The 22798-nt window shown below is 60.9% G+C and carries 24 protein-coding genes; 13 read left to right on the forward strand and 11 right to left on the reverse strand.

The annotated features are described in order from the left end of the window. Window positions 1–114: 114 nt before the first annotated feature. Entirely contained in the window at window positions 115–2043 is a 1929-nt protein-coding gene (gene htpG, locus ACSW29_RS17650) for a molecular chaperone HtpG (RefSeq protein ID WP_448277862.1), read from the reverse strand. Here htpG and ACSW29_RS17655 point away from each other — a divergent pair. The 8 genes from ACSW29_RS17655 to dacB all read left to right on the forward strand — a co-directional run bounded on the left by ACSW29_RS17655 (window position 2001) and on the right by dacB (window position 11190). After that, entirely contained in the window at window positions 2001–2459 is a 459-nt protein-coding gene (locus ACSW29_RS17655; protein ID WP_448277863.1) for an ATP-binding protein, read from the forward strand. The genes htpG and ACSW29_RS17655 overlap by 43 nt on opposite strands. A 188-nt stretch (window positions 2460–2647) precedes the next feature. Continuing rightward, a complete protein-coding gene (locus ACSW29_RS17660; RefSeq protein WP_230815390.1) occupies window positions 2648–3811 on the forward strand; it encodes a UDP-N-acetylglucosamine--N-acetylmuramyl-(pentapeptide) pyrophosphoryl-undecaprenol N-acetylglucosamine transferase in 1164 nt (387 codons plus the stop codon). Next, the gene (locus tag ACSW29_RS17665) at window positions 3808–4809 is read left to right on the forward strand and encodes a GDP-mannose 4,6-dehydratase (protein ID WP_448277864.1); all 1002 of its coding nucleotides are present in this window, start codon (window positions 3808–3810) and stop codon (window positions 4807–4809) included. The genes ACSW29_RS17660 and ACSW29_RS17665 overlap by 4 nt, the downstream gene beginning before the upstream one ends. Before the next feature lie 57 nt (window positions 4810–4866). After that, window positions 4867–5532, forward strand: a complete 666-nt coding sequence (locus ACSW29_RS17670; RefSeq protein ID WP_230815388.1) for a response regulator transcription factor — start codon at window positions 4867–4869, stop codon at window positions 5530–5532. Continuing rightward, the gene (locus ACSW29_RS17675; RefSeq protein WP_448277865.1) at window positions 5529–6869 is read left to right on the forward strand and encodes an ATP-binding protein; all 1341 of its coding nucleotides are present in this window, start codon (window positions 5529–5531) and stop codon (window positions 6867–6869) included. The genes ACSW29_RS17670 and ACSW29_RS17675 overlap by 4 nt, the downstream gene beginning before the upstream one ends. A gap of 45 nt (window positions 6870–6914) precedes the next feature. Then, entirely contained in the window at window positions 6915–8837 is a 1923-nt protein-coding gene (locus ACSW29_RS17680; protein ID WP_448277866.1) for a glycoside hydrolase, read from the forward strand. Beyond that, window positions 8834–9826, forward strand: coding sequence for a phosphatase PAP2 family protein (locus ACSW29_RS17685; RefSeq protein WP_448277867.1), 993 nt, complete (start codon window positions 8834–8836; stop codon window positions 9824–9826). Before ACSW29_RS17680 ends, ACSW29_RS17685 begins: the two co-directional genes overlap by 4 nt. A gap of 161 nt (window positions 9827–9987) precedes the next feature. Further along, entirely contained in the window at window positions 9988–11190 is a 1203-nt protein-coding gene (gene dacB, locus ACSW29_RS17690; protein WP_448277868.1) for a D-alanyl-D-alanine carboxypeptidase/D-alanyl-D-alanine endopeptidase, read from the forward strand. Window positions 11191–11282: 92 nt separating this feature from the next. Here the strand turns inward: dacB and bla are convergent, their stop codons facing one another. Continuing rightward, the gene (bla, locus tag ACSW29_RS17695; RefSeq protein ID WP_448277869.1) at window positions 11283–12188 is read right to left on the reverse strand and encodes a class A beta-lactamase; all 906 of its coding nucleotides are present in this window, start codon (window positions 12186–12188) and stop codon (window positions 11283–11285) included. 250 nt (window positions 12189–12438) lie between these two features. Here bla and ACSW29_RS17700 point away from each other — a divergent pair, with 250 nt between their 5' ends. Next, window positions 12439–12915, forward strand: a complete 477-nt coding sequence (locus ACSW29_RS17700; RefSeq protein WP_448278166.1) for a helix-turn-helix domain-containing protein — start codon at window positions 12439–12441, stop codon at window positions 12913–12915. Between the two features lie 6 nt (window positions 12916–12921). Here the strand turns inward: ACSW29_RS17700 and ACSW29_RS17705 are convergent, their stop codons facing one another. Genes ACSW29_RS17705 through ACSW29_RS17715 form a run of 3 tightly spaced genes read right to left on the reverse strand, consistent with a single transcriptional unit; the run spans window position 12922 to window position 15709 of the window. Beyond that, on the reverse strand, window positions 12922–14037 hold the full coding sequence (locus ACSW29_RS17705; RefSeq protein ID WP_448277870.1) for an acyl-CoA dehydrogenase family protein: 1116 nt from the start codon (window positions 14035–14037) through the stop codon (window positions 12922–12924). 9 nt (window positions 14038–14046) lie between these two features. Then, window positions 14047–15219: an acyl-CoA dehydrogenase family protein gene (locus ACSW29_RS17710; protein WP_448277871.1), complete on the reverse strand. Its 1173-nt coding sequence runs from the start codon at window positions 15217–15219 to the stop codon at window positions 14047–14049. Between the two features lie 28 nt (window positions 15220–15247). Beyond that, window positions 15248–15709: a MaoC family dehydratase gene (locus tag ACSW29_RS17715; protein WP_230815380.1), complete on the reverse strand. Its 462-nt coding sequence runs from the start codon at window positions 15707–15709 to the stop codon at window positions 15248–15250. A gap of 96 nt (window positions 15710–15805) precedes the next feature. Here ACSW29_RS17715 and ACSW29_RS17720 point away from each other — a divergent pair, with 96 nt between their 5' ends. After that, entirely contained in the window at window positions 15806–16459 is a 654-nt protein-coding gene (locus tag ACSW29_RS17720) for a TetR/AcrR family transcriptional regulator (RefSeq protein ID WP_448277872.1), read from the forward strand. Window positions 16460–16465: 6 nt separating this feature from the next. On the opposite strand, the gene ACSW29_RS17725 is transcribed toward ACSW29_RS17720, so the two are convergent. After that, on the reverse strand, window positions 16466–16912 hold the full coding sequence (locus ACSW29_RS17725) for a MarR family winged helix-turn-helix transcriptional regulator (RefSeq protein ID WP_347874691.1): 447 nt from the start codon (window positions 16910–16912) through the stop codon (window positions 16466–16468). Between the two features lie 12 nt (window positions 16913–16924). Further along, window positions 16925–17329: an EVE domain-containing protein gene (locus ACSW29_RS17730; RefSeq protein WP_448277873.1), complete on the reverse strand. Its 405-nt coding sequence runs from the start codon at window positions 17327–17329 to the stop codon at window positions 16925–16927. Window positions 17330–17474: 145 nt separating this feature from the next. On the opposite strand from ACSW29_RS17730, the gene ACSW29_RS17735 reads away from it, so the two are divergent. Together ACSW29_RS17735 and ACSW29_RS17740 are read left to right on the forward strand one after the other, a co-directional pair. After that, entirely contained in the window at window positions 17475–18152 is a 678-nt protein-coding gene (locus tag ACSW29_RS17735; RefSeq protein ID WP_448277874.1) for a TetR family transcriptional regulator, read from the forward strand. After that, on the forward strand, window positions 18149–19069 hold the full coding sequence (locus tag ACSW29_RS17740) for a TIGR01777 family oxidoreductase (RefSeq protein ID WP_317825712.1): 921 nt from the start codon (window positions 18149–18151) through the stop codon (window positions 19067–19069). The genes ACSW29_RS17735 and ACSW29_RS17740 overlap by 4 nt, the downstream gene beginning before the upstream one ends. Here ACSW29_RS17740 and ACSW29_RS17745 read toward each other — a convergent pair. Beyond that, window positions 19027–19995 (reverse strand): NAD(P)/FAD-dependent oxidoreductase, encoded by a 969-nt coding sequence (locus ACSW29_RS17745; RefSeq protein ID WP_448277875.1) that lies wholly within the window; start codon window positions 19993–19995, stop codon window positions 19027–19029. The two genes, ACSW29_RS17740 and ACSW29_RS17745, sit on opposite strands and share 43 nt — an antisense overlap. A gap of 94 nt (window positions 19996–20089) precedes the next feature. Here ACSW29_RS17745 and ACSW29_RS17750 point away from each other — a divergent pair, with 94 nt between their 5' ends. Continuing rightward, a complete protein-coding gene (locus ACSW29_RS17750; protein WP_448277876.1) occupies window positions 20090–20599 on the forward strand; it encodes a MarR family winged helix-turn-helix transcriptional regulator in 510 nt (169 codons plus the stop codon). A gap of 6 nt (window positions 20600–20605) precedes the next feature. Here the strand turns inward: ACSW29_RS17750 and ACSW29_RS17755 are convergent, their stop codons facing one another. Genes ACSW29_RS17755 through ACSW29_RS17765 form a run of 3 tightly spaced genes read right to left on the reverse strand, consistent with a single transcriptional unit; the run spans window position 20606 to window position 22793 of the window. Beyond that, complete coding sequence (locus tag ACSW29_RS17755; RefSeq protein ID WP_283302778.1) at window positions 20606–21079, reverse strand: MerR family transcriptional regulator; 474 nt, start codon at window positions 21077–21079, stop codon at window positions 20606–20608. Window positions 21080–21089: 10 nt separating this feature from the next. After that, window positions 21090–21950 (reverse strand): SDR family NAD(P)-dependent oxidoreductase, encoded by an 861-nt coding sequence (locus tag ACSW29_RS17760; RefSeq protein ID WP_448277877.1) that lies wholly within the window; start codon window positions 21948–21950, stop codon window positions 21090–21092. Between the two features lie 60 nt (window positions 21951–22010). Next, on the reverse strand, window positions 22011–22793 hold the full coding sequence (locus ACSW29_RS17765) for an enoyl-CoA hydratase (RefSeq protein WP_448277878.1): 783 nt from the start codon (window positions 22791–22793) through the stop codon (window positions 22011–22013). Between the last annotated feature and the right edge of the window lie 5 nt (window positions 22794–22798).

A 22798-nucleotide genomic window follows, 5' to 3' on the forward strand; every position in this document is an offset into this window, starting at 1 on the left:
CGTTAGAAGGCATTGCGGACAGAAACGGTCCTCATTAGAAAACGATCAAAGAAAAAACTCCCGGCACTCACCAATGAGGGTGAGTGCCGGGAGTTCGAGCGAGCTAGAACGAGATCAGACTGTGCGGGCCAAACGATCGGCCAGCAGGCGCGTGAAGTGCGCCGGGTCGCTCAGCTCGCCGCCCTCGGCAAGCAACGCCATGCCGTAGAGAAGCTGAGCGGTTTCCTTCAGGTTCTCTGCATTGTCGTTGGCGGCCTGAGCCTCCCGCAGACCCGAGACCAGCGGGTGCTCCGGGTTGAGCTCGAGGATGCGCTTGCTGTGCGGAACAGGCTGACCCGAAGCCTTGTACATCTTCTCGAGCGTCGGAGACATGCTGAACGCGTCGCCGACGATGCAGGCAGCCGACGTGGTCAGGCGCGTCGAGAGACGCGTTTCCTTGATGTCGTCGGACAGGGTTTCGGTCAGCCACGTCAGCAGCGCGCCGAATTCCTTTTCCTTCTCTTCGCGCTCGGCCTCGGCCGCCTTCTTCTCGTCCTCGGTGTCCAGGTCGACCTCGCCCTTGGCGATCGACTGGAAGGTCTTACCGTCGAAGTCCGAGACAGCGTCGACCCACATCTCGTCCACGGGGTCGGTGAGTACGAGAACCTCGAGGCCCTTGGCTTTGAAAGCCTCCATGTGCGGGGAGCTTTCGATGAGGTGACGAGATTCGCCGGTCATGAAGTAGATCTGTTCCTGACCGTCCTTCATACGCTCCACGTACTCGGCGAGAGTGGTCACGCCCTCTTCACTGTTGGTCGAGGCGAAGGACGAGACGTCGAGCAGCGTCTTACGGTTGTCGGCATCGGCCATCAGGCCTTCCTTGAGCGCACGTCCGAACTCGGTCCAGAAGGTCGAGTACTTCTCCGGCTCGTTCGCCTTCATGTCCTTGATGGTCGAGAGGACCTTCTTGGTCAGACGACGACGGATGGCAGCGATCTGCCGATCCTGCTGCAGAATTTCACGAGAGACGTTGAGCGAGAGGTCTTGTGCGTCGACCACACCCTTGACGAATCGCAGGTAATCCGGCACCAATTCTTCGCAGTCGTCCATGATGAAGACGCGCTTGACGTAGAGATGGATGCCGGCCTTGCGCTCACGCATGAAGAGATCGAACGGCGCCGTCGACGGAATGAACAGCAGCGCTTGGTATTCGAAAGTACCTTCGGCCTTCATCGGGATGATCTCGAGAGGCTCGTCCCAGGCGTGGCTGACGTGCTTGTAGAACTCCTTGTACTCGTCCTCGGACACCTCGTCCTTCGAACGAGTCCACAGAGCCTTCATCGAGTTGATCGTCTCGGTCTCGATAGTGACCTCGGGCTCCTCGCCCTCGGCCGGCGTCGACGTACGAGCGACATCCATACGGATAGGCCACGCGATGAAGTCGGAGTACTTCTTGACCAGTTCCTTGATCTTCCATTCCGACGTGTAGTCGTGCAGGCCGTTCTCGGAATCCTCGGGCATCAGGTGCAGGGTCACGGAGCTACCCTGCGGTGCCTCGTTCACATGCTCGAGCGTGTACGTGCCCTCGCCGGTCGATTCCCAGCGCGTCGCGTGATCTTCACCGGCGCGGCGGGTCAGCAGCGTGACCTTGTCCGCAACCATGAACGTGGAGTAGAAGCCGATGCCGAACTGACCGATCAGTTCTTCGGATGCCGCTGCATCCTTGGCTTCCTTGAGCTTGCGACGGACCTCGGCGGTGCCGGACTTGGCGAGCGTGCCGATCAGGTCGACGACCTCGTCACGCGACATGCCGATGCCGTTGTCGCGGATGGTCAGGGTGCGTGCTGCCTTGTCGATGTCGATCTCGATATGCAGATCGGAGACGTCGACGTTGAGGTCTTTGTCCTGGTAAGACTCGAGGCGGAGCTTGTCCAGCGCGTCCGAAGCGTTGGAGATCAACTCACGAAGGAAGCTGTCCTTGTTCGTATAGATTGAATGAACCATCAGATCCAGCAGCTGACGTGTTTCTGCTTGGAACTCGAGCTGCTCGGTATGCGCGGTCACTTCGATCCCTTTCTCTTCTCGGACTGATCACAGGGATTTTACTCGACCTCGAATACCAGGGGTCGGCCCCCGCACGGACAAGGGGAGGGCACGCGAACCTGTTTGTCCAGCTGGTCTCGAGTCGCTACGAGCATGCCTCACTTGTTCTGACCTCGAATCTGCCGGTCGTCCGGTGGGGTGACGCGTTCGGCGATCGGGCAGTCGCTGCCACGATGATCGACCGAATCGTCCATCACACAGAGGTATTGACGTTGAAGGGTTTTGACGTTGAAGGGGCGAGTTACCGACTCAGAAACACCGGGATCGAATGTGAGTCGGACGATCTCGGCCCTTTCGGCGGTGAATTTGCTGGTCTTCTCGCCAAGTTTCTTGCCGTCGGAGGACGCCGGCGTCGCGTAGTTTGCGCCCTTCGCTGATCGGCGAGGAGTAAGGGTTGATCCCGACATTGTCAGTGACCGGAACCATGCTGGAAATTGTCATCGTCGGGTTGATCCGAATCTTGGCCTGCAGGCGGGGTTACTGTGAACCGCTGGACTCAACTAACCCTGACACACAGAGCGTCGGCGCTAACAGAGTTCTAATCTCGCTCACGCACAGTGCTGGTATGACAAACGAACCGCGATCGACTCTGCGAGTCGCCATCGGAGCGGGTGGCACCGGTGGACATATTTATCCGGGACTCGCTGTAGCCGAGGCCTTGTGTCAGATTCCCGATGCCGATGTCGAGATCGACTTCTTCGGCGCGAAAGGCAGACTGGAAGAAAGACTTGTGCCCGCGGCCGGCTACCGACTCCACACCGCCGAGATCGAAGGCCTTACCGGTGTGCGCGGTAGTGCAAGAGCAGCGACACGACTCGCACGGTCCGGCATTCAGTGTGCCAGAACGATTCGTGAACTCGACATAGACGTCGTGTTCGGTACCGGCGGGTATCCCAGTCTGCCGATCGTGCTGGGTGCGCACCTCGCCGGTATACCGACGTTGATCCACGAATCCAATGCCGTGGCAGGACGGGCAAACCGACTGTGCGCGAACTTGTCTTCCCGGGTCGCAGTAGCATTTTCCGAGACTGCTCCGGCATTCAAGCGCACTGAGGTTCGGGTAGTCGGAACCCCGCTGATGAGGGAGATCGCCAGCCTCGACAAGCATGCGCTCCGTGATCAGGCACGTGCCAGTTTCGGTGCGGCGGCAGGACAGGCCCTCGTCATCGTCTGCGGTGGCAGCCTCGGATCTCGCCGAATGACCGATACCGCACTGTCACTGGCGCGCGAGTGGCGCGGCCGCAACAACATCCGCCTGGTTGTGAAGGCTGGGCCCGAGTACTTCACCGAGGCCTCCGCCGCTGTCGAGGACCTCGACAACGTGCTGGTGTTGCCGTACTTGGACCGGATGGATTTGGTATATGCGGGCGCCGATGTCTTTGTCGGAAGATCCGGAGCGATCACCGTCGCCGAGATTTCGCATGTAGAGGTGCCCAGCGTCCTCGTGCCTTACCCGCACGCGATCGGTGACCATCAACGACACAATGCCCAGGCTCTCGTAACTCGCGGCGGCGCCCGAATGCTGGGAGACGCGGATCTGACCACGGCAAACCTCGCGAGCGCGATTGACGACCTTCTCGGAGATTCCGCTGAACGTGCGACGGCTACAACCGATCTCACTCCGGGACTGAATGATTCCGCACGAACAGTAGCGAACTGGCTACGGCAGCTCGCCACCCGCAAACACGCGACGCCCGAAAACGTCAATACGAGTGAAGGAATCAAATGAGTGAAATTGTGCAAGTCAATGGATTCTGGTTCGGACGAAAGGTCTTGGTCACCGGTGGCGAAGGCTTCATCGGCAGCTCCCTGGTTGAGCAGTTGCTCATGCAAGGTGCGCACGTACGAGTTCTCGCGCACTACAAGCCGTACGCATCGGCCGGCTTTCTTTCGGATCACCTTCCCGATATCGAGATGATCGCCGGAGATGTCCGTGACAATGGACAAGTCCTCGATGCGGCAGAGGGGATCGACACCATCTTCCACCTCGCGGCACTGATCGGAATCCCATACAGCTACCAGGCTCCGCAAACGTATCTGGAGACGAATGTTCTTGGTACCCAAAATATTGTGGATGCTGCGCGCCGTCACGGCGCGCGGAGGGTGGTGCATACGTCAACCAGCGAGGTCTACGGAACTGCTCGGGAAGTACCTATATCCGAAACGCACCCGTTGCAACCCCAGTCTCCCTACTCCGCATCCAAAATTGCGGCGGACATGGTCGCGTTGTCCTATTTTCACTCGTTCGATACGCCGGTCTCGATCTGCCGACCGTTCAACACGTTCGGCCCGCGGCAATCGACACGCGCCGTGATTCCTGCGATCCTGCACCAGTTGCATTCCGGAGCAGGCGAGATCGCTGTCGGCGCGCTGACCCCGACTCGGGACTTCACCTACGTCGACGATACTGCCCGGGGCTTCATGGAGATCGCGGAATCCGAACGTACGCTTGGATTGACCTTGAATCTCGGCACCGGCCAGGAGATTTCGATCCGCGACCTGATTGACATGTTGATCGAGATCACCGGGTCTTCCGCAACTGTCACAACCGAAGACTCACGTCATCGTCCAGCAGGCAGCGAGGTTCACCGCCTGGTGTCCGACAACAGTCGAGTGCGGGAGTTGACGGACTGGATCCCACAGGTCTCCCTGAAAGCAGGACTCACGCACACCTCGGAGTGGATCAAAGCTCATCCGATCACCGATCCTCGCCGCTACCGCGTGTGATGCGAGACGTCGCACGGGTTGTATCCGTATCGGACTCACGTCAGGCACGATAAGTAGATGATCCTAGTCGTCGATGATGATCCGTCGGTCCGCGAAGCGGTAGTGACAACTCTCGAATCCGACGGGTACGAGGTGCAGGCGGTTTCCGACGGTTCGAGCGCTCTGGCCGCGGTCTCTGAGCATTCGTTCGATGCGATGGTGCTCGACGTCATGATGCCGGGAATCGACGGTCTCTCCGTATGTCGAATCTTGCGTGAGCAGGGCAATCGAATCCCCATCCTGGTTCTGACGGCACGCTCGGAGGTAGGCGATCGGATTGCGGGGCTCGACGCGGGGGCGGACGACTACCTGCCGAAGCCCTTTGACATCGACGAACTCGGCGCGCGGGTACGCGCCCTGCTGCGGCGGGCAGCGCCACCGGAACCCGAGGTGCAGTTCGGGGATCTTTCTCTCGACCCGCAGACACGGCGCGGCATCCGATCCGGCCGGAGCATGGACTTCACTGCCACCGAGTTCGCGCTGCTGGATCTACTCATCGCGAATTCCGGCCAGACGCTCACCCGTGAGGTGATCAGCGATCGGGTGTGGGGCCAAGATTTCGGACCTCAGTCGAATTCCATTGCCGTATATATTAATTACCTGCGCACGAAACTAGAGGCGGGCGGCGAGTCACGCATTATTCATACGGTTCGTGGGATCGGATACCGGCTGGAGTTGCCGTGACGCGTAGGCGATTGGCCATCCGAACGAGAATGGCCATCACCACGTCGATTGCCGTGGCCGCGGTAGTGCTACTTTGCGCGGTGGGGGCGTACTGGATCTCGTCACGGGAGGTGTACCGAAGCCTCGACATCGGTCTCATCCGGGAGGCGACGGCGATCCAATTACGGATCGCCGGTGGCCAGGAGTTGGGCAGTGGCGCCGAATGCGCCTATCTTTCCTCGCCAGCTTGCTTCGAGGTCCTCGATGCGACAGGCGAACCGAGTGCTACAGACGAACCCGCCACTATCCTGCCGAAGCTCCCTGCACTCGATGCCGTCCTCGACGGCGAGTCAGGGCCTTTCCTCACGAACATCGACCTCGCGGGTCTACCCGGACGGATGTATGTGACACCGCTCGAGGACGGTGGTGCGCTCCTTGTCGGGGTCCGTGCCGATCAGCAACACCGGGCGCTCAACCGGATTGCGTGGCTGTTAGCGCTGTTGTGCGGTATCGGCATCATCATCAGCGCCATCCTCGGCTACATAGTCGCCCGCTACACGCTGCGTCCCGTTGCCAGACTGTCCCGCGAGGCCGAAACTGTTGCGAAGGAACGGGATCCGAGCCGAAAGATCACCGTCGAGGGATCGGATGAGCTTGCCAGGCTCGGAGAATCGATCAACACCATGCTTGGTGCACTCGATGACTCCGTCCAATCGCAGAAACGGTTGGTCTCCGACGCGTCGCACGAGTTGCGGACCCCACTGACGGGGATCATCGCGAACGCGGAACTTCTGGCCCGAAGCGGCACGCTGACGGACGAACAGCAGAAGAGGGTACGGTCTGCGCTCGCTCGCAGTACCGCGGATATGCGAACCTTGATCGACGACATCGTAGATCTCGCACGGGGTACCGAGCCGGACATCGAGAGGGAGGACGTCGCGTTCGAGCGCGTCGTCGAGCAGGTAGTCGAGGCGGCACGTGCCCATTGGCCGAAGATTGATTTCCACTGCACGACGAATCCACACACGGTAGGGGGTAACGATGTGAGGCTCGCGAAGATGGTGTCGAATCTGGTTGACAACGCGGCAAAGTTCACTCCGCCGGGTGGGACGGTGAACGTGAGCCTGGCAGGCGGTGTTCTCACCGTTTCGGACAACGGACCCGGCATAGATGAAGCGGATTTGCCTCGGATCTTCGAACGCTTCTATCGGTCACCCCGTAGTCGGGGCACCTCCGGCTCCGGACTGGGACTGGCTATGGCCCAACAGATCGCGCATGCCCACGGCGCCTCGATCAGCGTGGGCAACAACCCCGACGGTGGAGCGGTGTTCACCGTGCGCCTGCCGGCCCGAGAGTAAGTCACTCTGATCTTGTTCTAATGTTCAGCGCTTACTTTTCGAACTATGAGAACACAGGCATTGACTTCTATCGCTGTGGGCACCGTGTTGGTCACGCTTTCCTCCACGGGGTGTACCGCGAGTGCGGCGGACCCCGCGGTGAGGGTCGATGGAAGCACCATCACGGTGCAGATCGAGGGCGGCGAGGCCAGGATCGATGTCAACGACCTACGCGTGGACAGCGACGTCGAACTGTCAGCCGCCGCTGCGACAGACCTCGGAGTTCCCGGCAAGGTGTCAGTCGAGAACAACAGTGCCCATTGGTCATACCCCGACCGCGGCCTCGACCTGACAGCGGGATCCCACGCCGGCCGCGTGGTGATCGACCTGACCAGTTCGCGGGATCAGTCCGTGGCGTGGCCGGTCACCGGGGCCGGTGCGCGAGATCTGCAGCTGCCCCAAGGCGAGGGGCTGAGTATCCCGGTCGACGACGCATTCTGGAACAACCCCGATATCGGATTGGTCGGGGACGAGGGGCAACGATTGCAGGACCTGACGATGCCGTTCTGGGGGTTCAGCGCGGGCGCTGTAGGGGCGAGCTATCTGGTGCCGACAGACTTGGGTACCTCCCTGAACTTCACCTCGGTTGAAGGCCAGCTGCGCAGCACTGCAACCCACGAGTTCAGCCAGGAGAAAGGCACCGACACTTACACGGTTGCCTTGTCAGTCACCGACGGATCGCCGGTGGCCCCTGCACTGGATTACCGCAGTCTGCTCGAGGAACAGGGCGGACTGCGCACTCTGCAGCAGAAGATCGCGGAGAACCCGGACACAGCCAAGCTGATCGGCGCCTTTCACGCCTATCTGTGGGGAGATGCGCGTACTCCCGAAGCGATACGCCAACTCCATGACCTCGGCATCACCAAGATGTGGCTCGGCTACGACTCCGATGATCAGCCGATGACCCGCGAGGCCGTCGACACCGCCACGAACTACGGCTTTCTCGTCGGGCCGTACGACACCTTCGCCAACGCACAGGACCCGTCCGGCGAGGTCGACAATCCCTCGTCTTCGTGGCCCGACGGGATTTGGCCCGGCGCCTGCGTCATTGACAAAATGGGCGACGTGGAAGGCGGATTCAGCGGCCGTGGCTGTTACCTGAGCTCAGAGGCATTGGCCGCCGACCCGGAGCTTGTTGCCTCTCGCGTCGCCGCAAAGGTGGGCAACGGCGCGAACAGCTACTTCCTGGACGTCGATGCCACCGGTGAGGTATTCGACGACTACAGCCCGGGCCACCGGATGACCCAGTCCGAGGACCGGCAGAACCGCATCGACCGGATGAAGGTGATCGGCAAGGATCTGGTGTTGGGATCGGAGACAGCCGGGTCGTGGGCCAACAGCGTTGTGTCCTTCAGTCACGGATCCAGCACTCCGGTGATGAACGGCCTCTGGAAAGCGGAACGAGACAAGGCGAACTGGGGTGCGTACTGGGGGAAGAACGGCCCGGCCTTCTTCTTCAAACCCGTCGAGCTTTCATCAGAGCTGAAAACCGGCATGTTCGATCCAAAATACCGTGTGCCGCTGTACGAGACGGTGCTGCACGATTCGGTAGTCAGTACGGATCGATGGGAGTTGTCCTTCAACAAGCTGCCGGCCGAGCAAACCGATCGCGCGTTGTTGGCAATGCTGTACAACACGCCACTGAACTACACCCTGAACGCACAAACCATCGCGGAGGAAGGTCCGAGGATGGCGACCATGCAGAAGTTCTTCGCCACCCTGCAAGAAGCGGCTGGAACTGAGCCCATGACGGACTTTCAGTGGTTGTCCGACGACAGAATGGTGCAGCAAACCATCTTCGGCGAGGGAAAGCTGTTGGTGACAGCCAACTTTGACGAAAGCACCTTCCATGACCCCGACGTTGGCGATATCGGCCCGGGCTGCGTCAGTGCATCCATCGGCGCCGCGAGCACGACGCTGTGTCCGTGACCGATTCCGCCCCGATGACGCCCGCCGTACGCAACAGACCACGGTGGACGGTGATTGTCGTCGGCATGTCATTCGCCGCAGGTGCGGCCGCCGTATTCCTTCTCATTGTTGGTACCGCCAGCGGTCAACGACTCGACCGGGAAGTATTTCAGGCTGCGAAGTCGGCGCAGGACGGCATATCGGTGCCCGACGTCCTGCGGCTGGACATCATGACCAATCCGCTCATGTGGATCTCTGTCGCAGCCGCGATCCTGTTGGCAGGGCATGTGATTCGTCAGCCGCTCGCTGCTGTGACGACGCTTGCAGTTCCCGTCGTGTGCATAGTGGCGGCGAGAACGCTTCGTCTCGAAGTTCTCGAGCGGCCTCAACTCGATCAGGATGTCCCCTGGCCGACGGCGAACACGTTTCCGAGCGGTCATGTCGCCGGCGCAATGGGTATTGCCCTCAGCCTGCTCCTGATCGCACCGTCGTGGATGCGCCTGGTCGGAGTCGTGCCCTGCGCGGCGTGGGTGACGCTGGTCAGCCGCGACATCATGGGCGAGGGATGGCACCGCCTCAGCGATGTTGCGGGATCCGTATTGCTCGCAGCCGCAATCGTCAGCCTCTTCGCTGCCGTCTTCGTAGTGGGTGATCGCCGAATGCGGGGGTTCATTTTGGTGTCCACGCTGGTGGGTGGGCCGGTAGCGACGACGGTGATCGTTCTGGCCCTCGATCCACGACCATACGGTGTGCTCACCGGTGTACTCGCGGCAACGGTGGCGGTTCCAATGACTGTCTTCGTCTGCGCGATATCGCAATCTCCGAACTGCTCGCGTCACGGAGAGCGCCGGATAAGCCGCTTTCGAGTCTTCCACGCCCATTGCTTAGAGTTGTCAGCCAGGGCGACAACACACGTCAGATCAATGACCACCACAAACAGATCGGCGACCCGCAAGAAATGCGGCAATGAGGTTGCCATCGAAAGTCGAAGAAATGACACAGAACAATGACGAACAGACGGTCTGGATCCCTTCTCGTATACGCAGCAGCAACGACAATGGCGGCGGTCTTCAGTGCCGGGTGCGGTCAACACGACCTCGACACCACTCCCGCCCATCCCCCGACCGCGACGGCCCCACAACTGATTACCCCGCACCCGAAAATCACGCCAGTGCCAGCGGACGCCCCCTCACCCAGCCCTGAAATGCTCGCGGCGGTGCTCCAACCCGCACTCGACAACCCCGACCTCGGAAGTTTGACAGGTCACGTCACCGACGCCCAGACCGGCGCAACACTGTGGCAACAACAGACCGACACCCCGCAAGTGCCTGGTTCCATAGTCAAAGTTCTCACGACGGCCGCCGCACTACTGACACTGCCGGCCGACCACCGAACCACAACCACGGTCGTCCAAGGCGCCACCCCCGGCCAACTGGTGCTCGTCGGCGGTGGCGACCCAACACTGACCGCGAAACCTACCGGCACGCAAGGCTATTACACCGACGCCCCACATCTCGACGACCTGATCAGCCAGATACACCGTTCCGGTACACACGTCAGCAGCCTCATCGTGGACAACACAATTTTTGCAGGCCCGACAATCGCCCCCGGATGGGACACCGCCGACATCGCCGGCGGCAGTATCGCCCCCATCGAATCGGTCATGCTCGACGGCGGCCGCACAGACCCCTTGGCGGACTACTCCCCGCGCACCCACACCCCAGCGCTGGACACCGGCCGAGCCCTCGCCGAACAACTCGGACTGGACCCGGCATCCGTCAGCGAAGGCACCGCGCCTTCTGCCACACCAGCAGCTCCCGTAGTGGCCTCGGTTCAATCAGCCCCGCTGAGCACACGCTTACGCGACCTGATGGTGCACTCCGACGACGTACTCGCCGAGACCGTGGGGTTCGAAATTGCACTCGCCCGTGGGTTACCCGCAACTTTCGACGGAGCGGTCAACGCCATCACTCACACACTGCAAGAGAGCGGATTCGACACCACCCGCGCACAATTGCGAGATGCAAGCGGACTATCGACCGACGACCGCATCTCGGCACACCTCATCGATCAGGTGCTCACCGCGGCAGCAGGGCCCGACACCCCGGAACTTCGCCCACTGCTCGACACACTCCCCGTCGCCGCAGCGACAGGCACCTTGGCAGATCGATTCAACCCGCCCTCCCCGGCAGCAGGGTGGGTACGCGCAAAAACTGGCTCCCTCTCCGGTGTCAGTTCGCTCGCAGGAATCGTCGTCGACAACGACCAGCGAGTCCTGACATTCACGCTCATGTCCAACGGAACCGCACCCGAGGCAGCAAGACCCGCCCTCGATGCCGTTGCAACAGCGCTACGCGGTTGCGGGTGCCGATAAACCCCGAGACCTCGGGATCGTTCATACAACGTGCGACAAGACACATGCCCACTCAGCTCGCATCGTGGCGACGACGTTGTTCATCTACGACGTCAGGTGAGCACTGAAACGACGAGACGTGTGGCGTCGGCGATGATCGCTTTGTCCGCAGTGGCGTCTCTATCCGAGCGTGTCGTCAGGATAGAAATCGTCACCGCATCTGAAGTATCCGTCCACACGACACCGACATCGTTGCTGGTTCCGTAGTCACCGCTGCCAGTCTTGTCGGCGACCGTCCACCCTTGTGGAACACCCGCCCGAATCTGCTCCGCACCAGTGGTATTGCCTCGAAGCCAATCCGCGAGCACCTCACGCTTGTCCGGCGTCAGCGCATCACCGAGGACAAGACGCGCATAGTCCGTACCGATCGCCCGCGGGGACGTCGTGTCACGGTCATCGCCTGGAATCGCGGTGTTGAGCTCGGGTTCGAACCGATCCAGCCGAGTCACATCATCGCCGATACTGCGAATGTACGCATTGACGGCGGAAGGTCCGCCAAGCATCTGCAGCAGGAGGTTGGCAGCGGTATTGTCACTGTATTGCACTGCTGCGGAGCATAATTCACCAACCGTCATCCCGGTATCGAGCTTTTGCTCCGCGATCGGGGCGTACGACTGCAGATCAGCGGCAGTGTAGTGCACTACTGTATCGAGATAACTCAATGGATACTTACCCAATACAGCTGCGACAGCGAGGGTTTTGAACGTAGAGCAGAACGCGAACCGCTCGTCGGCGCGATACTCCACCACCCTCCCGGTGTTCGAACTACTCGCATACACACCCAGCCTCGCATCGTATCGGCCTTCGAGTTCGACCAGAAGATCACTCGGATCTCCCCCGCCAACTGTCGGCGGCCCGGCAACTGCATTCTGATTACTCTTCGCCGAACATCCCACGACCGGAATCAACACCGCCGAAACCAAAAACGCACGCCGCGTGACTGCCCCACCCTCAACCATCACTGTCACCCTTCACAAACCTACAGGCGAAATCCCAAAATCCATTCCACACAACAACCTACGTGAGGCGAAGAACGCTCGCCGACGCACGCTTCCCGTGTCTGAGCTCAGCGCGATGACCACCCCTCGGCAAAGATACGGGCCGCCTCCCGCCAAACTCACGATTCGGCCGGTGAACGACGCAGTCGAATTGCATCGTGAAAGCGCACCAAAAATCGCCAGGGACCAGTGCAGGTACCGACGAGGCGGGATGAGCCGTCCTGTTCCTAGTGGAGGCCGATGCGCCCTGGAACATCATTCATACCCACCCGTGCCGTACGGCCCTGACGCATTCGGCAACATCGGAACAGCGTCAGCATCGTTGAACATGCCACCGAATTCTTTCCGCTACAGGCTCAGACAACTACGACGAACTACAGACTGTGACCTCGAAGTCCCAGATACCCGCTTTCGGCTGATGTTGCATCTTCGACTTCTCTGCCTGAAGAAACCGACATCGAGAACTTCTTCCCGACTCGTCGTGCAGCGTGTACAGGTGCAGCGAAAGCTCGAACGCTACTCGTCAAATCCACACCGACCGGGCTTCTTTCAGGATCCATACTCAACTCGAGAACCCTTACGGCAACGGCGGCAGTACGTGTCCGGCGACGTCGGTGCTGACTCGGTGTCTGTCACCACAGTTGCATTCGTAGAATCCGCTAACCGGCCTTTCTGTCCCAGACGGTAGGCCTGCTCACCGAAACTTCGAGACGCCGCCGGCCAGCACCCGAAGGTGATCGTCCGAGGCACCCAAAGTGTGTTCGATGGCCACCAGCCGCGAGACGTAGTGCCCGACCGGATACTCGGCTGTCATTCCGATACCACCGTGCATCTGAATCGCTTCCTGTCCGATCTGGTGCGCGGCGCGACCGACAGCCAGCTTCGCGCGCGACGCGATGGTCGGATCGATCACGCCGTCGGCAATGGACATGGTGGCGTACAGACTCATGCTGCTCGCCAGTTCGAGCGCCACGTACATGTCGGCAGCCCGATGCGTCAAAGTCTGGAACTTCGCGAGCGGAACGCCGAACTGCTTGCGCTGCTTCAGGTAATCCGTCGTCAGTCGCAGCGCTTCGGTCATGATCCCGATCGCCTCGGCGCACAGAGCTGCCTGCGCCCGAACCTCTGCTTCGACGATCGCTTCCGTGACATCGCCGCCCTCACCAAGTTGTTCGGCCGCGGCATCGGTGAACGTGAACTGCGCACCGCGACGGCCGTCGTGGGTGGCGTACGTGCTCCGGGAAACACCCGCGCCTTCCGCATCGACCAGAAAGAGCCCGGTGCCCCCGTCTGGAAGTGCGGCGCTGACGATCACGTCGTGCGCGCTGTCGCCCTGCAGGACCGGGTTCTTGACGCCGGTGACCGTCCACCCCGATCCCGACTGCGTCGCCGTGGTCGTGACGGTGGCGACCGGCCAGCGCGTGCCGGGTTCCGCATGCGCGAAGGCCGACAGAGTGGTCCCGTCGCTGAGCGCCGGCAGGAGCCGCGCCCGCTGATCTGCCGAACCGACAGCAGCGACCAAACCGCCGGGGATCAGAACACCACCCAAGTACGGTTCGGGTGCAAGCGCGCGGCCCAGTTCGGTCATCACGACCATGGTCTCGACTGGTCCAGCGCCCATTCCGCCGTCAGATTCCGCGAACGGCAGGCCGAGCAGCCCTAGCTCCGCGAACTGCTTCCACACCGCGGCATTCCATCCCTCGTCAGTAGCCGAGGTGGCGTTGCGCTTCTCCGCGTCGTAGCTGCGGTTGAGCAATTCGCGCGTCGTGTCGCGAAGCATCGTTTGCTCGTCGTCGAGTTCGAAATTCATGTCAGATGCTCACAATCCGAGAATCGAGGAGGCAATGATGGAGCGCTGCACCTCACTTGATCCGCTGTAGATGGAAACCTTCCGGTAGTTCAGGTAGCGCGGCGCCGCTTGCTGCGCCCACTCCGGCGAGTCGATCTCGGCCGTATTAACCGGCAACGAGTCCGGACCCGCAACATCCATCAGCAATTCCGTTGCTGCCTGCTGCAATTCGGAACCGCGGAGCTTGAGCAGCGAGGACGCCGGGTTCGGCTTGCCGTCTGCCGAACTCGCCACAACTCGCAGTTGAGTCAGATCCAGTGCAAGCAAATCGTTTTCCAGCTCAGCCAACCGAGCCGCGAACAACGGATCATCGAGGAGGGTGCCGGTTCCGACGCGAACCTCCCGTGCCTTCTCTTTTGCCGTGGCGACAAGGGTTTTGGAGAACCCGACCCGCGTGACGCCCGTGCGTTCGTTGCCCAGCAGAAACTTCGCGTAGTCCCAGCCTTTGTTCTCCTCGCCGACAAGATTCTCCGCCGGTACGCGGACGTTGTCGAAGAACACCTCGTTGACCTCGACGCTGCCGTCGATCAGTTTGATGGGGCGAACCGTGATGCCGGGAGTTGCCAGATCGATGAGCAAGAACGAAATTCCGGCCTGCCGCTTCTGAGCACTGGCATCTGTGCGAACCAGACAGAAGATCCACTCGGCGTGCTGCGCGAGAGTAGTCCACGTCTTCTGACCGTTGACGATGTAGTCTGCGCCGTCACGAACAGCGGCCGTCTTGAGTGAAGCGAGATCCGAACCGGCTTCGGGTTCCGAAAAACCTTGGCACCACCAGATATCGGCGTTGGCCGTAGCGGGGAGAAATTTCTCTTTCTGCTCCTGCGAGCCGAAGGCAGCGATAACGGGCCCAACCATGCTCACGTTGAACGGCAACGGGTTGGGCACCGACGCCAGCTGCATTTCCTCGGAATAGATGTGGCGCTGTACCGGAGTCCAGTCCTTGCCGCCCCACTCGACCGGCCAGTGCGGAACGGCCAACCCGTGTGCGTTCAGAATCTGTTGTCCCGCGACAATGTCCTCGCGCGTCAGCTTTCCGAATCCGGCTGCACGTGCTCGAAGTTCGGGCGGGAACTCGGTGGTGAAGAACTTTTGCATCTCCTCGCGGAACGCAACTTCCTCAGCGGTCAGTTCGAGATTCATGTGGAGTCTGCTTTCTTCTTGCAGGATTTCAGAACAAGATTCGCGCGACGGTTTGCGCAACAACGGCGGGTTTGTCCACGCCTTCGATCTCGACGGTGTTGGTGATCTGACTCTGCAGTGAACCGTTCGGCAGTTCTTCGATTGCGGAGAGCACTGCAGTGTTTCGAACCTTGGCTCCGACCGGCACCGGACTCGGGAATCGAACCTTGTCGGACCCGTAGTTGATGACCATCTTGGCCCCGTCGATGCGGTACACGGACTTCGACAGAAGTGGCAGGAGTGAGAGCGTCAGATACCCGTGCGCAATCGGTCCACCGAAAGGTGAGTCGCGCCTGGCTCTTTCGTCGTCGACATGAATCCACTGATGGTCACCGGTCGCGTCGGCGAATTGATGGACCATCTCGCGGGTGACCTCGACCCACTCGCTCGAACCCAGCGTTTCACCGACTGCCCCCAGGAGATCGGACTTGTTCTCGAACACCCGTGTCATCTGATCCTCCACGTTCCCGAACACTGTTAGGTTAATTCGATAATAAACTCACGGTGTAAGGTTGTCCAGTACTCTCAGACGAAAGGGTTCTGTGCGATGGCGCGACCGCGGGTTCCACTACTGAGTAAGCCGATCATCAGGGACACCGCCCTGAAACTGGTGGACGAGCACGGTTTGACCGACTTCTCGATGCGCAAACTCGCCACCGTTCTCGGTGTACAGGCACCGTCGCTGTACAGCCACTACGCCAACAAGGACGAGCTACTCGACGACGTCGCGAACGTCATCATGGAGTCCGTCGACGTGAGCGGCTTCGACTCCGACGATTGGCGCGGCGCGCTGCGCACGTGGGCGCGGTCCTACCACGCTGCCCTGGGCAAGCATCCCAACATCGTTCCCTATCTGGCCTACGGTCCGAGCGTCAGGCCCATCGCCCTCGATCGCGCGAACGCCATCCACGGCGGCCTGGTGCGCGCCGGATGGCCGCAGCGCACGGCAACGCTGATCGGCGCTTCCGTCAAGTACGTGGTCATGGGCGCTGCGACGGCAACGTTCTCCGGCGGATTCGTGGACGATCCCGCCGTCTATGCCGAGCGTTACCCGCACCTCACGCGAGCACACCTGTTGCGTGAGCGTGCCGCCGAGATCGACGGCGCCAGCTTCGAACTCGCACTGGAATCCCTACTGGACGGGCTGGAAGCCAAATATGCACTGCTGCAGAGAACTACAGAGCACTCTCCTCGAAACTAAGGGCTGTTAACGTCGATCAAGCACGCCGAGCATCGCAACGAAGGCCGCCTGACGATCCCCGAGAGCGGCAAAGAATTCCCGATCCGATGCTTCCACCGCACGATTAGCCTTGCCGGCCAGGGCCGCACCCGCCTGGGTCACCACCACTGAACGTGCCCGAGCATCGGTCGGGTGTGGACGTCGTTCGACCAATTTCTTGGATTCGAGGGTCCGTATCACCTGTGACGTCATCATCGGATCGGTGCGCGCATACTCGGCAAGATCGCGTTGAGTTATCGGCGTCTCCGCATCCAGCCAGGTCAGTGCGGCAAGCAGAACGAACTGCACGTGAGTCAGGTCGAAAGGCCGCAGCGTCGCGCGAATCGAGGCCTGCCAAGCGTTGGTGACACGCCACAACATCAGCCCCGGACTGTCGCCAGCATCCTCGAAATCGGTTTCCAGTTCCTTCACCACGGTCTCAGTGTGTCAGTTCGTTGTCGAGCGCAGAATCTCGACGTCGTTGTCATCCAACGGAATCAAGCCTCGGCGGAGTTGGTACCCCCAGTTCGGCGCCGATGTCAATGCCAATCGACTCCGGACTGCGTCGAGAGGAACGGGGTTGAACTGTTCGTACCGAACTCGCCGCCGAAACGGCTTGAAGCACCCCTCGTCCGCCTGCCAGATCTCACCCTCTTCGATCACACCGAGGGCTGTGAACTCGCGCAACGGATCTCGATCACCAATGGACTCGACCGGCGAATAGTAGACAAGCACATCGCCCGCATTCATCCGTGCCAATCCGGCTCTCTTTCCGTGCCCGATCTGTGCAATGCCGAGATCCACGGCGCGACGCACATGTTCGGCAGAGACAACCCCTAACCAGGCGTTCATCGCCGACCCCCGGGCGAACCGATCGCAAGTTCAATCATTCATTTAGTATGCGCGCTTATTATATCCCTCGCAAGAAATTGAGTCTTGAACGTGTTCAACTTCAGGGCGTATACTGAACTTGAACACGTTCAAAGAAGGGGAGCCCATGAGCAGTCGCGGGATCGAAACCAGGGAAAAGCTGGTGGAAACAGCATTGCAGCTCTTCCGCGACGAGGGCTTCGCAGCGACGACCATGCGCAAGATCGCGACTGAGGCAGGTGTCTCCCTTGGGAATGCCTACTACTACTTCGCCAGCAAGGACGAACTGGTTCACGAGCTGTATCTCGTCATCCAACGTGATCACCGAGAGCGTGCGCTCCCACTCCTGCGCAAAGGTGGCTCACTCGCGGAAAATCTCGCGATCGTTCTGCACACCGGACTCGATGTCATGGGGCCCTATCACGGGTTCGGTAGCGCGTTTCTGCACGTTGCCCTGCCCACCGCATCGCCGTCCAGCCCGTTCTCGGCCGAGTCGAGTGATGCGAGATCGATGGCCGTCGAATTGATGCGCGAAGCACTGGCGGCGTCCAAGCAGAAGACGCCGGCGTCATTGGAGACCCAGCTCCCCACACTCTTGTGGCTCAGCTATCTGGGCGTGACGCTGCATTGGGTCACCGACTCGTCTCCGGGGCAAACGCGCACTCGTTCCCTGGTCGACGGCCTGGTCCCGATCATCGCGAAAACACTCGCCCTCGCCCGGCTACCGGTGGCCCGCGGCCTGGTCGGTGACGTCGCCGCCCTGATGACCAAAGTCGTTTCTCCAGAGGGGAACACAAAATCATGAAGACTGTCGTTGTATCCGGTGCGTCGGGCTACATAGGGCAATCTCTCGTTCGAGCGCTCGAACCCAACGGGGTGGACGTACGAACGATCGGCCGGGGAGGAACGAGCGATGCCACCTGGTCCGACGAGCAAGGTGTCGCCGACGTACTCAGCGGCGCGGATCTGCTGATCAACCTCGCCGGACGCTCTGTGAGCTGCCGATACAACAAGCGCAATGCCGACGAAATCTTCTCCTCCCGCGTGGAAACGACCGCACTGTTGGGTCGCGCACTGGCCCGTACGCCGCAGCCACCTTCGCTCTGGGCGAATGCCAGTACCGGCACGATCTACCGAGACGCGAGGGATCGACCGATGGACGAGAAGAACGGAGAACTGGGTAAGGGATTCTCCGTCGCTGTCGCGCGAGCGTGGGAGCACGAATTGTTCTCCGCCTCAACCCCGGTTCGCAAAGTAGCGCTACGAATGTCGATCGTTCTCGGAGCCGGCGGCGGAGCAATCAACCCTTTCGTCAACCTGGCCCGAACAGGCTTCGGCGGACGAATGGGCGACGGACGACAAATGTTCAGTTGGATACACATTTCCGACGTCGTTCGCTCGATCATCCACATCTACGAGCATCCGGAGATCTCAGGCCCCGTCAATATCGCATCCCCGTGCCCTGTGACCAATGACGAGATGATGCGACAGGTGCGCGCAGCGTTGGGTCGACGGTACGGTGCGCCCACGCCCGGTTGGATGCTGAAATTCGGGGCTCGGATCATCCGCACCGAGGCCGAGTTGGTACTCAAGAGCCGCTGGGTGGCGCCAGGGGTGCTCGCGGACAACAACTTCCGCTATCAGTTTCCGACAGTGGAATCGGCGTTGGAACAGATCGCTCAGGAGACCCCGCGAGGGTTGCTTCCGGTGACACTCGGCTGAAGTTCGGTCGCGATCGCGACCGCTCGCACGATATCTTGTTCCAGTAGATAGTGATTGACCGCAATCGCAGCCTTCGAGCCAGCAGCGGCGGCAGTGATCATCTGCGCGGGCGAGTCCGACACATTCCCGGCGGCCCATACACCAGGCGCGCTGGTACTTCCCGCAGGATCGGTTACCACCCAACCATTTTCGTCAGATTCACATCCCAGGTCAGTCAGCAAAGCGTCGCGTGGAACAAACCGTGGACCGACAAACACCACACTCCGCGGAACAACCTGACCGGAGGCCAGCTCGACGCCGTCCAATCGACCGTCTGCCACCGAGACCCCGGCCACGTCGCCTTCGACGATGCGAATCCCCCTGACAGTCAGCCGCTCCCGCTCGGCGCCGGTCAGCTCGATGCGATTCGGAAAGAAGACGACATCGTCCGACCATTGGCGCACCAACGATGCCTGATGAATGGTGAACGGCCGGTTGTCACCCCCGAGTACACCGATCGGCGTATCACGAACCTCGTACCCGTGACAGTAGGGACAATGCAGAACGTCGACTCCCCACCGATCCTGCAGCCCAGCGATGTTCGGCAGCTCGTCACGTAGCCCCATGGCCACCAGAACAGTCCGTACCTCCAGCGACGCAGACACGTCGGTTTGCACAAGAAATCCACCGTCATCCGTCCGCTCGATTCCGATTGCGGTGCCAGTCGTCATCTCGCCGCCGTACTCGAGAACCTCCTTGCGGCCGGCCGCAAGTAGTTGCGCAGGGCTGTCCCCATCCCGCGCCAGGTACCCGTGCAGGTGCTCGGAGACACCATTGCGCGGGCTACCTGCATCAATGATCATCACTCGCCGCCGAGCCCGAGCCAGAACAAGCGCGGCACTCAACCCCGCCGCACCGCCACCGACAATCACCACGTCGAACCTCATGCGCTCCCCCAGTCCGCAGATCGTCCCACCCGAGACGGTGGGCTATTCTGACAATCTAGCAAATTTGTTTACCGGTTAACAAAATTGAGGAATCGTGAACGAACCAACACTCCGCTCCCGTACCTGCAACCTCTGGGCCGAAAACAATCCCGACCTCGACACCTCGCCCATGGAAGTGGTCGCGCAACTCAAACGGATTACGGCGCTTCTCGAACTCGCAGTCGAACCGGTGTACCGATCCGCGGACCTCAGCGTGTCGGAAGTGGAATTGCTTGTGCCACTGAGGTACGCAGAGGAACCTGTCACCGCGATTCGACTCGCCGAACGACTCGGCATGTCACGGGCCGGAGTCAGCAAGGCACTCGCACGGCTGGAGAAGCGAGGTCTTGTCTCCCGTACGAGCAATCCCGAAGATCGTCGATCTGCACTGATCGCGATGACCGCCCAGGGACAGAGAGTTGTCGACGACGTCTTCCCACTCGAACTCGCCGCTCACGGTGAATTGTTCACCCAACTCGGGCGGGACCGCGGCAAGGTCCTTTCCGCGCTCGAACAACTGGCAGTGTCCATGGAAAGTGGGCTCGATCGAATGCAGGGCAAGTAACCGGCGCTACTCCTGCTCCCCGGTTCGCCCACCGTACGTTGCGATCTTGTACTCCGTCGCGGCCAGAGACAGCGTGAGTTCCTTGATCTGCCGCCGAACGGTGTCCCGGTGTTCGAGCAGCATGTCGAGCCTCTCCGGAACTGTCCCTTCACCGGCGTCGACCAATTCGACGTAGTGCTGCAGGTCGCGAATCGCCATACCCGAGATACGCATACGGGTCAGAAACACCAGCCTGCGAACAGATTCCGGACCGTACACACGATGTCCGCTCGAGTCACGATCAACCGCGACCAGACCGATCTTCTCGTAGTAGCGCAGCGTATGTGCCGAGACATCCAGCAGGTCCGAGACTTCGGCGATCGACATCGGGTCCTGAACGTCCCCTGCATCGACGAGTCGGTGAATCACCTCGATCGACATGGGCCCGTCCACTTCCCCAAGCGCCTCGAGCGCCTTACGCATCAAGTCTTCGGTAGCCATGACTCTCAGCCTAGAAGGGGCGGACAGGTCCGGCAGCATCCGCGAAATCGGCGCTGCGAGCCAGGTCGGCCCAGACGGATACCTCGGCGAGATTCTTCCGATACGACGCGGACACCCGCTCCACGGCTTCCTTTCCGAGCGGCAAGCGAAGTGGCACATTCTCACTGTGCACCAGCGAGGTGATGATCTCTGCTGCCTTCTCTGGATCACCCTCCTGAACACCGTCTGCCGCCGCCATGTCCCGCAGAACAGGATCGAGCAAATCACAGTAGTCCGAGGATGATTCGGCGAAGCTCAGAACGCCAGGTGTGTTGAATGCTGTACGGAATCGGCTGGGCTCGACGATCATGACCCGGATGCCGAACTGCCCGACCTCACAGGCAAGGGCCTCCGACCAGCCTTCAATCGCGAATTTGGACGCCGAATACGCCCCGACGCCGGGAAACGACATGCGGCCGCCTTGACTGCTCATCTGCACGATCGTTCCGCTGCCCTGCGCTCGCATCGAAGGGAGGACGGCGCGCACCAACGCGGCGGGTCCGATCAGGTGCAGTTCCATGAGATCCCGCAAGGTCGAATCGTCCACCATCTCCGCCGCGCCGACCATCCCGCGACCGGCATTGTTGACCAGCACGTCGACACGACCGAAATGCTCGAGCGCATGTTCGACGACGCTGGGTGCCGCCGCGGTGTCGCGGACGTCGAACGTCACCGCCGAGAACCGATCCGGATGCTCCGACGCGATATCTGCAACGGACTCGGGCCTACGAACTGCCGCGACTACCGCGTCCCCGGTTCGAAGTGCGGACACTGCAAGCTCGCGGCCGAAACCCTGAGAAACTCCAGTGATGATCCAGGTTTTTGTTGTCATGGTCGGCAACGCTAGGGGTTAGAGCGCGCTCCAACGCAAGCCTTTGGTTCTACAGCCGAGCTACACGCCGGCCCAAACCGGTCGCTCGCCGCGAAGGAAACCGTCGACACCGGCTTTGAAGTCGTCACTGCTGTAGATCATGCGCATCAGATCATCGTTGTCGGTGATCGATCGGGTCCTGATGCGGCGCAGGGACTCTCGAATCGTCCACACGGTCATCGGGGCAGCCGCAAGGAGTTCCCGCGATACCTGGGCAGTCAGGCTCGCGAACTCGGTCTCTGTTGCACAGTCGCTGAGGAAGCCGTTCCGCAGAGCCTCGTCGCTCGACATGACCCCCGCCCGAGCGACCAACGACATCAGACGCGAACTGCCGATCCTGTCCGCCAGCAACGCCACGGAATGGACCGACAACGAGTTTCCGAGTGTGCGCGCGATCGGGAGGCAGAAGCGGGACCCGTGCGTCGCGATCCGCACATCGCACGCTGCCGCTAACAACAGCCCGGCTCCCGCGCACACACCGTCGATGACCGCCAGCGTGGGAACCCGCACTTTCTCGAGTTCGGTCAGCACGCCGACGAACCGACTTTCGTAGTCGAGCCCGTCGTGAAAACTCGAGAAAGTCTGAAAGTGGCGTATGTCGGAGCCAGCCGAGAACGCCTCTCCCCCAGCTCCGCGAAGAGTGAGTAACCGGATCTCACGGTCGGAATCGGCGCGCCGGCAGGCTCCAGCAATGGCGTCGTACATCTGGGGGGTCAATGCGTTGCGCTTTTCCGGCCGGTTGAACACGACGTCAAGCGTATCGCCATGACGGATGATCGAGATGTCTTCGTGCGTTTCAGTCATGACAC

It is taken from the genome of Rhodococcus sp. GB-02 (assembly GCF_053470465.1).